This is a genomic window from Pseudomonas sp. BNK-44-b (genome assembly GCF_047456245.1).
In the GTDB taxonomy this organism is placed as follows: domain Bacteria; phylum Pseudomonadota; class Gammaproteobacteria; order Pseudomonadales; family Pseudomonadaceae; genus Aquipseudomonas; species Aquipseudomonas machongensis.
The window spans coordinates 3771388-3782908 of the sequence record NZ_CP179908.1 but is presented as its reverse complement, the minus strand read 5'-3'; the positions used below and the strand labels follow the sequence as shown (position 1 = coordinate 3782908).

The window sequence follows — 11521 nt, the reverse complement described above, 5'->3', positions numbered from 1 at the left end:
GACGATGGTCGCAGTGGCAGGTGGTCGCAGGGGGCGCTCTAGACCTTCGCCCCCCGCGTCCCCAGGTAATAGAACAGTGCTGCCAGCAGCACCGACAGCACCAGCAGGTAGAACACCGCCACCGGCACTACATACCCCAGGGCAAACCCGACCAGTACCGGCCCCAGTGCCGCGCCGAGGTTGGAGAGGTTCTGCGCGCCATAGTAGACGCCGCGCAGATGCTCCGGCGCGATCAGGTCGATGAACATGTACTCCGCCGGGATCACGATGATCTCGCCGAGGGTGAACACCAGCATTGCCAGGCACCAGCCCAGCACCGAGCCTGCCAGCGAAAAGCCCAGCAGCCCGGCGATGAACAGCGCCATCCCGGCCATCAGCCAGGGCATCAGGTACTGGCGGCTGATGCGTCTGCCGATCAGGTATTGCAGGGCGATCACCGTCACGGCGTTGGTCGTCACCAGCACCCCGACCAACCGCGCCGCTTCGCTGGCGTGGGCCGTCACCACCAGGTATTGCGACAGGTAGGCGGTGAACTGGCCGAACACCACTGCACTGAGGGCGCCGCCCAGGGTGAAGCACACCAGGCGCCGGTCACGCGTCAGCCCGATAGCCACTTGCATGAAGCCGGCGCCGGGCAGTTGCGGCTCGCTGGGGCGTAACTGCCGATCGCCCAGACGCTGGTAGACCAGGCACATGAGCAGGCCGATCAGCGCCGAGACCAGGAACGGCAGATGGCCATCGAGCTCGATCAGCGCCACCCCCAGCAGCGGGCCGACGGCATAGCCGATGTTGCTGAGGGTGTACTTGATGGCGAACACCTCGGCGCGCTCCTCCACCGGCAGCAGGGCGCAGAATCCGGCCTTGCTGGCGATGTCGACCACCGCCAGGGCGAGGTTGATCAGCACCAGGCACAGGAAGAACAGCGCCACCGAGGGGCTCAACATGGCGACGGCGAACGACAGCGTGAACACCAGGGTTGCGACGATGATCACCGTATGGTTGCGCAGCGTGTCGACCAGATGTCCGCCATACAGGCTCAGCAACGAGGCGACGATCAGTGCCCCGCCGATCAGCAGGCCGATATGGCTGACCGACATCTGGAAACTGTCCGACAGATAGACGACCAGATAGGGCAGGGTGATCGCGCGCGCCAGGGTCAGCACGAAGGTGGTGAGCAGCAGCAGGCGGACAGCGGAAGGGTAGCGTTTGAGTGCGGCGAGCATTGCCACGTCCTTGTTGTTGGAGTTGTCGCAGGCAGCAAGCATAAGCCACCGGCTCTGGCTTGCGCTATATCTGCAAAATAGATAACAGATAGAGAAAATAACCGTTATATGGATATTCTTTACGGGCATAAGATGATTCCACCTTACACGAGGAATCTTTGCCATGACCTGCCCACAGACCCGCGCTGCGTCCTTGCGGCCCTTCCACCAGTTGGCCCGCCCGCTGGAAGTGATCCGTCAGTTCACCCCGAACTGGTTTGCCGCGACCATGGGCACCGGCGTTCTGGCCCTGGCCTTGCGGCAGTTGGAGATTCCGGCTCTGCACGGCGCGGCAGAGGGGTTGTGGTGGCTGACCATCGGCCTGTTCATCCTGTTCTGCGTCCTGTACGGCGCGCGCTGGCTGCTGTTCTTCGACGAGGCACGGCGGATCTTCGCCCATTCCACGGTCTCGATGTTCTTCGGCACCATCCCCATGGGCCTGGCGACCATCCTCAATGGCGCGCTGGTGTTTGGCCTCGAGCGCTGGGGCGACGGCGTGGTGCCTTGGGTCGAGGCGATCTGGTGGGTTGACGTGGCGCTGGCACTGCTGTGTGGCGTGGCAATCCCTTATCTGATGTTCACCCGCCAGGAGCACAGCATCGACCAGATGACTGCAGTGTGGTTGCTGCCGGTGGTAGCGGCCGAGGTGGCGGCGGCCAGCGGTGGCCTGCTGGCGCCGCACCTGGCGGATGTCCATGCGCAGTTCCTGGTGGTGGTGACCAGCTACGTACTGTGGGCGGTGTCGCTGCCGGTGGCGTTCAGCATCCTGACCATCCTGATGCTGCGCATGGCGCTGCACAAGCTGCCGCCGGCCAACATGGCCGCATCCAGCTGGCTGGCGCTGGGCCCGATCGGCACCGGGGCGCTGGGCATGCTGCTGCTGGGCGGCGATGCACCGGCGGTGTTCGCGGCCAATGGCCTGGGGAACCTGGGTGAAGTGGCACGCGGGTTGGGGCTGGTGGCCGGGATGGTGTTGTGGGGAGCCGGCCTGTGGTGGCTGCTGACCGCGGTACTGATCACCCTGCGCTACATGCGCCAGGGCATGCCGTTCAATCTGGGCTGGTGGGGTTTCACCTTCCCGCTGGGGGTCTACAGCCTCGCCACCTTGAAGCTGGCGGCCTGGCTGGGCCTGGGTTTCTTCACGGTGTTCGGGCAGGTGCTGGTGGTGATGCTGGCGCTGCTCTGGCTGGTGGTGGCGAGCCGCACACTCAAAGGCGCTTGGCGTGGTGAGCTGTTCACCTCGCCCTGTATCGCAAATCGTTGAATGTGCTGACCTTTTAGTGGGTGGTCGCGCTCCCCGGTTACCTGGCAGTGCTTGAGAACGCTGCGTACCTGTGGGAGCGGTTTACCCGCGAAGAAGCCACCGTGGCTTTCAAGCCGATAGGCGGAGGATTGACAGCGTTCAGGGCAGCAGGAATACTCTCGGAAAAATTCATATATATGTTTATATAACAAGACGAGAGACAGGCCCCATGAACACACTGCCCGGTGATGCGCGTCTGCCCCGCTACCAACAGCTGCGCGACCATATGGTCGAGCAGATCGCCAACAACCGCTGGCGCCCCGGTGAGGCCATTCCCACCGAAGCGGCCCTGGCCAGCGAGTTCGACATGTCGGTCGGCACCGTACGCAAGGCCGTCGATGTGCTGGTGACCGAGGGCGTGCTGGAGCGCCAGCAAGGCCGCGGCACCTTCATTCGCCGCCCGCAGTTCCATTCCTCGCTGTTCCGCTTCTTCCGCTTCGAGTCGGCCAACGGCGAACGTGCCGTGCCCGAGAGCCGCATCCTGTCCATCGAGCCAGTCCCGGCGCCCTCGGCGGTTGCCAGTGCCCTGGGCTTGGCGCCGGAAGCCGACGTCATTCACATCGTGCGCCTGCGTCTGCTCGGTGCCCAGCCGGTGTTGGCCGAGGAAATCTGGCTGCCACGGCAGACGTTCCAGCCACTGCTTGAGGTCGAGCTGGACCGCAAGGGCCCGCTGCTCTACCCGATCTACGAAGAGCTGTGCGGTCAGGTGGTGGCCTATGCCGAGGAGACCCTCACGGCCGAGTCGGTCGATGCCGTTCACGCGCGCCTGCTGCAGATGCCGGAGGGCAGCCCGGTGGTGGTGATCGAGCGTCTGGCCCGTGACTACGCCGGCAAACCGTTGGAATGGCGCCGTTCGCGCGGCCATGCCGAGCACTTCCGCTACCGCATCGATATTCGCTGACCGGGCGTTTCACGCCCCGTTGTGACGTCCGGCGCCGTGCCAGCACGGCGCCGTGGCTCTGCCTGCCTGGCCGGCGTGCGTCCGGCTGCCCCCTGACCTCGCACACACGACATAGAAGGATAAGAAATCATGTTCAGTTGGTATCGCGAAATCACCTCGCGCGAACGCAAGACGTTCTGGGCCTGCTTTGGTGGCTGGTCGCTCGACGCCCTTGAAGTGCAGATGTTTGGCCTGGCCATCCCGGCGCTGATCGCCGCGTTTTCCCTGACCAAGGGCGATGCTGGGCTGATCAGTGGCCTGACGCTGGTCACCTCGGCGATCGGTGGCTGGCTTGGCGGTACGTTGTCCGACCGTTACGGCCGGGTGCGTACCCTGCAATGGATGATCCTCTGGTTCTCCTTCTTCACCTTCCTGTCGGCCTTCGTCACCGGCTTCTACCCGCTGCTGTTCGTCAAGGCCATGCAGGGCTTCGGCATTGGTGGCGAGTGGGCCGCAGGCGCGGTGCTGATGGCCGAGACCATCAACCCGAAATACCGCGGCAAGGTCATGGGTACGGTGCAGAGCGCCTGGGCCGTGGGCTGGGGCCTGGCGGTGGGGCTGTTTGCGCTGATCTATTCGCTGGTGCCGCAGGAGTTCGCCTGGCGGGTGATGTTCTTCGTCGGCCTGCTGCCGTCGCTGCTGATCATCTGGGTGCGGCGCAACGTACCCGAGCCGGACAGCTTCCAGCGCCTGCAGAAGGAAAAGGCCATTCCCGTCAGCTTCACCAAGTCCATGGCCGGCATCTTCCGTCCTGAACTGCTGCGCGTGACCCTGCTGGGCGGACTGCTGGGTTTGGGTGCCCATGGTGGTTACCACGCGGTGATGACCTGGCTGCCGACCTTCCTCAAGACCGAGCGCAACCTCTCGGTGCTCAACTCCGGCGGCTACCTGGCGGTGATCATCTTCGCCTTCTGGTGTGGTTGCGTGGTCAGTGGCCTGCTCATCGACCGCATTGGTCGGCGCAAGAACATCCTGTTGTTCGCCCTGTGCTGCGTGCTGACGGTGCAGGCCTATGTGTTCTTCCCGCTGAGCAATACGCAGATGTTGTTCCTCGGCTTCCCGCTGGGCTTCTTCGCCGCCGGCATTCCCGCGAGTCTGGGGGCGTTCTTCAACGAGCTGTACCCGGCTGATGTGCGCGGTGCCGGGGTGGGCTTCTGCTACAACTTCGGCCGGGTGCTGTCGGCCGTGTTCCCGTTCCTGGTCGGTCACATGAGCGAATCCATGTCGCTGGGGGCCGCCATCGGCATCGATGCCGGCATCGCCTACGGCGTGGCGGTGATCGCCGCACTGTGTCTGCCGGAAACCCGCGGTCGCAACCTCGAGGCTCCGGTCTCGCCGCAGGTTGCGGGTGTGGTCGCCAAGTAACCTTCAATCTTCACGAATGAGCATCATGCCGCAAACCCCTGTATCCCCATTCACCGCGATCGACAGCCACGCCCACGTGTTCAGCCGTGGGCTGAACCTGGCAGCAGAGCGCCGTTACGCACCCACCTACGATGCGCCGTTGGGCGACTACCTGGCCCAGCTGGCCGGGCACGGTTTCAGCCATGGCGTATTGGTGCAGCCGAGCTTTCTCGGCACCGACAACAGCTACCTGCTGGCGGCGTTGCAAACCGCGCCCAGGCAATTGCGCGGCGTGGTGATGCTCGAGCCTGGCGTTGCGCGCGACACCCTTGAGCAGATGGCGTGCCTCGGTGTACGCGGGGTGCGCCTGAATCTGATGGGGCAGGCCCTGCCTGATCTGCGCGACGCCGGTTGGCGGCCACTGCTGGAGCTGATCGGCGATCTGGGCTGGCATGTCGAACTGCATCGACAGGTGGCCGATATACCGGCACTGGTGCGTGCCTTGCAGCCCTATGGTGTGGATATCGTGATCGATCACTTCGGCAGGCCGGATGCGCGCCTGGGGTTGGGGCAGCCGGGATTTGCCGAGCTGCTGACCCTCGGCGGGCAGGGCACGGTGTGGGTGAAGGTATCGGGGATCTATCGATTGGGCGGCTCGCCTGGGCAGAACCTGGATTTCGCCCGCCAGGCCCTGTGCGCCCTGGAGGCGCACTATGGCGCGGACCGGTTGATGTGGGGCAGCGACTGGCCGCATACCCAGCATGAATCGGTGATGAGCTTTACCGCGGTGGTCGAGCAGTTCGATGCCCTGGGCTGCTCGGCGTCGCTGCGTCGGGCGCTGTTGGTGGACACCGCGCGGGGGTTGTTCGGGTTCGCGTAGGAGCGGAGGTTCGTCGCTCCGACTTGCCCGTGAAAGGGATACCGTGATGCATGGCACCGGCTACGCCGGTGTTCGCGGGACCAGCCCGCTCCTACAGGGATTGGGCTGGTCTTTCGATTTTGAGCAGGACAGTTGCTCCTGCAAGTGTGTTTTTCGCGGTCAAGCCCGCTCCTACAAGGGGAGCTCGGGCTGTCAGAGTTGGAACCGGCTGATCATCTGCTGCAAATGCCCACCCAGCCGTGCCAGTTCGACGCTGGACACCGAGGTCTGCTCACTGGCCTCGGCGGTCTGTTCGGAAATGTCCCTCACCGTCACCACACTGCGGCTGATCTCCTCGGCCACGGCGCTCTGCTGCTCGGAGGCGGCGGCGATCTGCTGGTTCATCAACTGGATGCCCGATACCCGCTGAGTGATGCCCTCCAGCGCAACGCCGGCCTCGCGTACCAGTGCCACGCTGCTTTCGGTCAGGCTCTGGCTTTCTTCCATCAGGTCGCTGACCGAGCGCGTGCCTTGCTCCAGGCTGCTGATCGCCGATTCGATTTCTTCGGTCGAGGCCTGGGTGCGCTGGGCCAGGCTGCGTACCTCGTCGGCGACCACGGCAAAGCCACGACCGGCCTCGCCAGCGCGGGCGGCCTCGATGGCGGCGTTGAGCGCCAGCAGGTTGGTCTGCTCGGCCACGGCCTTGATCACGTCCATCACCTTGCCGATGCGTTGGCTTTCGTTGCGCAGGGCGTCCATCGCCTCATTGGTGGCGTCGACCTGGCTGGCCAGGCGGCCGATCTGGGTCACGGCGCGGGTGACCACACTGTCGCCTTCGCGAGCCTCGAGATCGGTGGCGCTGGCGGCCACCGAGGCTTCGCCGGCATTGCGCGCGACTTCCTGCACGGTGGCGGCCATTTCCTGCATCGCAGTAGCGACCTGGTCGGTCTCCTGGCGCTGGCTGCTGGCGCCGGCGCTGGTTTGCGCGGTGATCGCCGAGAGCTCTTCGGTGGCACTGGCAATCTGCGAGATGCCGTCGCGCACGCCGCCGATCAGCTGGCGCAGCTTGGCAGTCATGCCATGCAGGCTGTTCTGCAACTGGCCGAGTTCATCGCGGCGATTGCTGCTGGGTTGTTCGCCCAGGTTGCCGTCGGCCACCTGCTCCATGGCGCGCAGCACCCGTTGCAGCGGCTGGCTGATCTGCCGGGCGATCAGTATCGCCAGCAGGGCACCGAGCAGCAGGGCGAGGGCGGTGGTGGCGAACTGCAGCGTCTTGGCGAACTGACTGTCATTGACCACGGCCACTGCCTGGCTGTCGAGCAATTGGCCGATCAGGGTGGTGAGGGTCGCGACGTCATTGCCCATGTTGGCGCGGTAGTCCATCAGTTTGCGGGTTTCGCCGCGGAAGGCCTCGACGGCGGCGGCGTAGGCGCGCACCTGTTCGTTCAGTTGGCGGAATTGTTCGGCGAACTGGCCATTGAATACCGCGGTCAGGGCTGGCAGGTCGTTCACCGTGGTGGTGATCTGTGCATTCATCGCCTGCTCGGTGTCGGTGTTGGTGTTGCCGGTGTAGCCACGCACCTGGTAGCGCAGCAGGATCAGGTTCTCGCGGATCTGATTGATCGCTTCGCTGCGCACGTAGCGCTGTTCGGCATCGGGCAACGCGCGGACCTGCTTGCGGATGCTGTCGATCGTGGCGAACGACTGGGTGGCAAGCCCACCCATCTCCTTTTGCGCCGCGCGCATGGTGCGGTAAGACTGCAGGCTCTGTTCCTGGTTGCGCGCGTAGGCCTGCAGGGCCTGCTCGGCCTTGTCGAGGGTCTGCAGGTTGGTCGCGTTGCGCAGGATGCCGTGGAGTTTCGCCAGGGGGGCCTGGAAGGCCGCCAGTGCCTGCTGCAACGCCTTGCCTTGTTCTTCGTCACCATTGGACATGGCGTGGCGCAAGCGCGCCTCGCGCAGATCGCCCAGGGCATCGTTGAGTGCGGAGACGTCGCTGACCACTTCGCTGCGCCGCACCAGGCTGCCCAGGGCGTCCCAGCCGATCAGCGACTGGGTCAGGGTCAGCAGGAGGACCAGGCCAAAACCGAGGCCGAGTTTGTGTGCGATCTTCAGATCGCCGAACCAGGTGAACATCTGCTGCTGTGCTCCTTTTCTTGTGCGTTGGAGGAGAGCCGAAGGCTGATCCTGTTATCGGATGTAGTCATCTATATGAATTATCGGCAGCCTTGCAACATTCTGAAAAGGGGTTGCAGAAAAAATAATGGCATATAGCCATTAATTGGTTCGTCGGCGTGATGCGCTTCGCAGGCCTGTTGCCAGGGGTGGGCAATCGCGTGCAGATTTGTGGCTTCTCGCGATGAGCGGACCTCCAATTGACAACGCCCTCTCAGGAACAAGGACGATGAGTCATTCCTCGCAATTCACCTTGCTCGGCAAGCGGCGCTTCCTGCCGTTCTTCATCACCCAGTCGCTGGGTGCCTTCAACGACAACCTGTTCAAGCAGTCGCTGATCCTGGCGATCCTCTACAAGCTGAGCCTGGAGGGCGACCGGTCGATCTGGGTCAACCTCTGCGCGCTGCTGTTCATCCTGCCGTTCTTCCTGTTCTCGGCGCTGGCCGGGCAGTTTGGCGAGAAGTTCGCCAAGGATGCGTTGATCCGTGCGATCAAGCTGGCTGAAGTGGTGATCATGTTGATCGGCGCGGTGGGCTTTCTCAGTGATCACCTGGAACTGATGCTCCTGACATTGTTCGCCATGGGCACTCATTCGGCGCTGTTCGGGCCGGTGAAGTACTCGATCCTGCCTCAGGCCTTGCGCGAAGACGAACTGGTCGGCGGCAACGGGCTGGTGGAAATGGGCACCTTCCTGGCGATCCTGGCCGGCACCATCGGTGCCGGGGTGATGATGTCCTCGGGCAACTACGCCACGGTGGTGGCTGGAGGCATCGTCGGCACTGCGGTGCTCGGCTACCTGGCCAGCCGCTGGATCCCGCGGGCGGCGGCGGTGGCGCCGCAGATGAAGCTGGATTGGAATATCTTCAAGCAGTCCTGGGCCACCCTGCGCCTGGGCCTGGGGCAAACCCCGGCGGTGTCGCGCTCGATCGTCGGCAACTCGTGGTTCTGGTTCGTCGGGGCGATCTACCTCACGCAGATCCCGGCCTATGCCAAGGACTGGCTGCACGGCGACGAGACCGTGGTCACGCTGGTGCTGACGCTGTTCTCGGTGGGCATTGCCGTTGGTTCGCTGCTGTGCGAACGCCTGAGTGGGCGCAAGGTGGAGATCGGCCTTGTGCCGTTCGGCTCTTTCGGCCTGACCCTGTTCGGTCTGCTCTGGTGGTGGCATTCGGGTGACGTGCCGGCCGCTGCTGCGCCGCACGATTGGCTGAGCCTGTTGGGCATGAGCCAGGCCTGGTGGATCATGGTCTCGATCGTCGGGCTTGGTGTGTTCGGCGGTTTCTACATCGTGCCGCTGTACGCCTTGATCCAGGCGCGTACGCCTGAAGACCAGCGCGCCCGGGTGATCGCCGCGAACAACATCCTCAATGCCCTGTTCATGGTGGTCTCGGCGATCCTCACCATCGTCCTCTTGAGCCTGGCCGACCTCAGCATCCCGCAGCTGTTCCTGGTGGTGTCGCTGCTCAACATTGCGGTCAACGCCTACATCTTCCGCATTGTTCCTGAATTCACCATGCGCTTCCTGATCTGGTTGCTCAGCCATTCGATGTACCGCGTCGAGCACCGCGACCTCGATCGTATCCCTGACGAGGGGGCGGCGCTGTTGGTGTGCAACCATGTGTCGTTCGTCGATGCGCTGCTGATCGGCGGTGCGATCCGTCGCCCGATCCGTTTCGTCATGTACTACAAGATCTACAACCTGCCGGTGCTCAACTTCGTGTTCCGCACTGCCGGGGCCATTCCGATTGCCGGGCGCAGCGAGGACGAGGCGACGTACGAGCGGGCCTTTGCGCGCATTGCCGAGTACCTGCAGGCCGGTGAGGTGGTGTGCATCTTCCCGGAAGGCAAGCTGACCGCCGATGGTGAGATCGATGTGTTCAAGGGTGGCGTCAGCCGGATTCTCCAGGAGACGCCGGTGCCGGTGATTCCGCTGGCCTTGCAGGGGTTGTGGGGGAGTTTCTTCAGCCGTGATCCGGCCAAGGGCTTCCTGCGTCGATTGTGGTCGCGGGTGACTCTGGTGGCGGGTGCCGCCATCCCGGTGGAGGCGGCCCAGCCTGAAGCGCTGCGCGAGGAAGTCAGTGCCTTGCGCGGCGACTTGCGTTGAGGGGAGGGTGGAAGGTCAGCTGGCGCTGACCTTCAGGCCGATCAGGCCGGCGACGATCAGCGCAACGCTGATCAGGCGCACCAATGCCATGGATTCGCCGAACAGGATGATGCCGGCGATTACCGTGCCGACTGCGCCGACGCCGGTCCAGATGGCGTAGGCAGTGCCCAGCGGCAATTCCTTCATGGCCAGGCCTAGCAGGCCCAGGCTCACGGCCATGGCGGCGACGGTCAGTGCAGTGGGGAGTGGGCGAGTGAAGCCATCGGTGTATTTGAGGCCGATAGCCCAGCCGACTTCGAACAGGCCGGCGAAGAACAGAATGATCCAGGACATGATGATTCTCCATCGTTGAAAGATGGGGCCGTCCCCGGATTGGTCACGCCTTGCGTCGTGAGGTCGTCCTCACAGTGCGCACTATATTGCACATCTGCCGGGTGACAAGCAAGTGGCGCCTGTCCGGGCCTCTTCGCGGGCAAGTCGCGGCGGCGAACCGCCGCTCCCAAACTCAAGACAGCTGTATACCTTGTGGGAGCGGGCTTGCCCGCGAAGAGGCCCGCCCGCTCAGTGCCCGACCTGCGCCTGTTCCTCCCCGGCACCGCGGGGCTCTTCCATGCGCCTGAACCAGGTCGAGAGCAAGGCCCCGGAGATGTTGTGCCAGACGCTGAACAGCGCGCTGGGCACCGCCGCCAGCGGTGAGAAATGCGCCGCTGCCAGGGCCGCGCCCAAGCCTGAGTTCTGCATCCCCACCTCCAGCGCCAGCGACTTGCGCTGCGCCAGGGGCAGCTTGCACAGCTTGCCGGTCAGATAGCCCAGCAGGAAGCCGAAGCTGTTGTGCAGGATCACCACCGCCATGATCAGCAGGCCGGACTCGGCGATCTTCGCCTGGCTGGCCGCGACCACCGCGCAGACGATCATCACGATGCTCACCACCGACACCAGTGGCAGCACCTGCACCGCCAGTTGCACCCGCGCACCGAGCAGCTTCTGCGCCAGCACGCCGAGCACGATCGGCAGCATCACCAATTGCAGGATCGACCAGAACATGTCCATGAACGAGACCGGCAGCCAGGCCGAGGCCAGGAACCAGATCAGCGCCGGGGTCAGCAAGGGCGCAAGCAGGGTGGTCACTGCGGCGATGGCCACGGCCAGTGCCAGGTCGCCCTTCGACAGCCAGACCATCACGTTCGAGGCGGTGCCGCTCGGGCAGCAGCCGACCAGGATCACGCCCACGGCGATTTCCGGTGGCAGGTGAAACAGTTGGCACAGCAGCCAGGCAACGCCCGGCATGATCACGAAATGCGCCACCACTCCCAGCGCCACGCGCCAGGGTTGACGGGCGAGGGCGGCGAAGTCGTCGAGCTTGAGCGTAAGGCCCATGCCGAACATCACCAGCCCCAGCAGTGGCACGATGGCTACCTTCAGTGCGATGAACCATTGTGGTTGCAGGAAGGCCAGGCAGGCGAACACCAAGACCCAGAGGGCGAAGGTGTTGCCGACGAAACGGCTGAAGGCGGCGAGGGCGCGCATGGGGGATTCC

9 protein-coding genes and 1 pseudogene are annotated in these 11521 nt (G+C 64.3%); 5 read left to right on the top strand and 5 right to left on the bottom strand.

Annotated elements, in window-relative coordinates; genetic code table 11:
* Positions 1-38: 38 nt before the first annotated feature.
* Positions 39-1223 carry an MFS transporter gene (locus tag ACMGGG_RS17320; RefSeq protein ID WP_414155824.1) on the bottom strand — a complete coding sequence of 395 codons (1185 nt, stop codon included), beginning with the start codon at positions 1221-1223 and terminating at the stop codon, positions 39-41.
* A gap of 163 nt (positions 1224-1386) precedes the next feature.
* Between ACMGGG_RS17320 and ACMGGG_RS17315 the strand changes: the two genes are divergently transcribed.
* The 4 genes from ACMGGG_RS17315 to ACMGGG_RS17300 all read left to right on the top strand — a co-directional run bounded on the left by ACMGGG_RS17315 (position 1387) and on the right by ACMGGG_RS17300 (position 5729).
* The gene (locus ACMGGG_RS17315) at positions 1387-2526 is read left to right on the top strand and encodes a TDT family transporter (protein WP_414154122.1); all 1140 of its coding nucleotides are present in this window, start codon (positions 1387-1389) and stop codon (positions 2524-2526) included.
* Positions 2527-2734: 208 nt separating this feature from the next.
* Positions 2735-3466, top strand: a complete 732-nt coding sequence (locus tag ACMGGG_RS17310; protein WP_200602979.1) for a GntR family transcriptional regulator — start codon at positions 2735-2737, stop codon at positions 3464-3466.
* A gap of 129 nt (positions 3467-3595) precedes the next feature.
* The gene (locus tag ACMGGG_RS17305; protein ID WP_054890927.1) at positions 3596-4870 is read left to right on the top strand and encodes an MFS transporter; all 1275 of its coding nucleotides are present in this window, start codon (positions 3596-3598) and stop codon (positions 4868-4870) included.
* A gap of 16 nt (positions 4871-4886) precedes the next feature.
* Positions 4887-5729 (top strand): amidohydrolase family protein, encoded by an 843-nt coding sequence (locus tag ACMGGG_RS17300; RefSeq protein WP_414154121.1) that lies wholly within the window; start codon positions 4887-4889, stop codon positions 5727-5729.
* A 192-nt stretch (positions 5730-5921) separates the two neighbouring features.
* Here the strand turns inward: ACMGGG_RS17300 and ACMGGG_RS17295 are convergent, their stop codons facing one another.
* Entirely contained in the window at positions 5922-6785 is an 864-nt protein-coding gene (locus tag ACMGGG_RS17295) for a methyl-accepting chemotaxis protein (protein WP_370671074.1), read from the bottom strand.
* Positions 6777-7841: pseudogene (locus ACMGGG_RS17290) on the bottom strand (methyl-accepting chemotaxis protein); the annotation flags it as partial. The gene ACMGGG_RS17295 and the pseudogene ACMGGG_RS17290, both read right to left, overlap by 9 nt.
* Positions 7842-8109: 268 nt before the next feature.
* Here ACMGGG_RS17290 and ACMGGG_RS17285 point away from each other — a divergent pair.
* Entirely contained in the window at positions 8110-9984 is a 1875-nt protein-coding gene (locus tag ACMGGG_RS17285) for an MFS transporter (protein WP_414154120.1), read from the top strand.
* A 15-nt stretch (positions 9985-9999) separates the two neighbouring features.
* Here ACMGGG_RS17285 and sugE read toward each other — a convergent pair whose 3' ends face one another.
* Together sugE and ACMGGG_RS17275 are read right to left on the bottom strand one after the other, a co-directional pair.
* Positions 10000-10317, bottom strand: coding sequence for a quaternary ammonium compound efflux SMR transporter SugE (gene sugE, locus ACMGGG_RS17280; protein ID WP_063545829.1), 318 nt, complete (start codon positions 10315-10317; stop codon positions 10000-10002).
* Positions 10318-10545: 228 nt separating this feature from the next.
* Positions 10546-11511, bottom strand: coding sequence for a bile acid:sodium symporter family protein (locus tag ACMGGG_RS17275; protein WP_063545828.1), 966 nt, complete (start codon positions 11509-11511; stop codon positions 10546-10548).
* Between the last annotated feature and the right edge of the window lie 10 nt (positions 11512-11521).

What these genes read in the sequence shown, in the direction of transcription:
- ACMGGG_RS17310 (WP_200602979.1), top strand. Translation starts at nt 2,735, where the DNA reads ATGAACACACTGCCCGGTGATGCGCGTCTGCCCCGCTACCAACAGCTG.
- ACMGGG_RS17305 (WP_054890927.1), top strand. Translation starts at nt 3,596, where the DNA reads ATGTTCAGTTGGTATCGCGAAATCACCTCGCGCGAACGCAAGACGTTC.
- sugE (WP_063545829.1), bottom strand. Translation starts at nt 10,317, where the DNA reads ATGTCCTGGATCATTCTGTTCTTCGCCGGCCTGTTCGAAGTCGGCTGG.
- ACMGGG_RS17315 (WP_414154122.1), top strand. Translation starts at nt 1,387, where the DNA reads ATGACCTGCCCACAGACCCGCGCTGCGTCCTTGCGGCCCTTCCACCAG.
- ACMGGG_RS17320 (WP_414155824.1), bottom strand. Translation starts at nt 1,223, where the DNA reads ATGCTCGCCGCACTCAAACGCTACCCTTCCGCTGTCCGCCTGCTGCTG.
- ACMGGG_RS17275 (WP_063545828.1), bottom strand. Translation starts at nt 11,511, where the DNA reads ATGCGCGCCCTCGCCGCCTTCAGCCGTTTCGTCGGCAACACCTTCGCC.
- ACMGGG_RS17300 (WP_414154121.1), top strand. Translation starts at nt 4,887, where the DNA reads ATGAGCATCATGCCGCAAACCCCTGTATCCCCATTCACCGCGATCGAC.
- ACMGGG_RS17285 (WP_414154120.1), top strand. Translation starts at nt 8,110, where the DNA reads ATGAGTCATTCCTCGCAATTCACCTTGCTCGGCAAGCGGCGCTTCCTG.
- ACMGGG_RS17295 (WP_370671074.1), bottom strand. Translation starts at nt 6,785, where the DNA reads ATGACTGCCAAGCTGCGCCAGCTGATCGGCGGCGTGCGCGACGGCATC.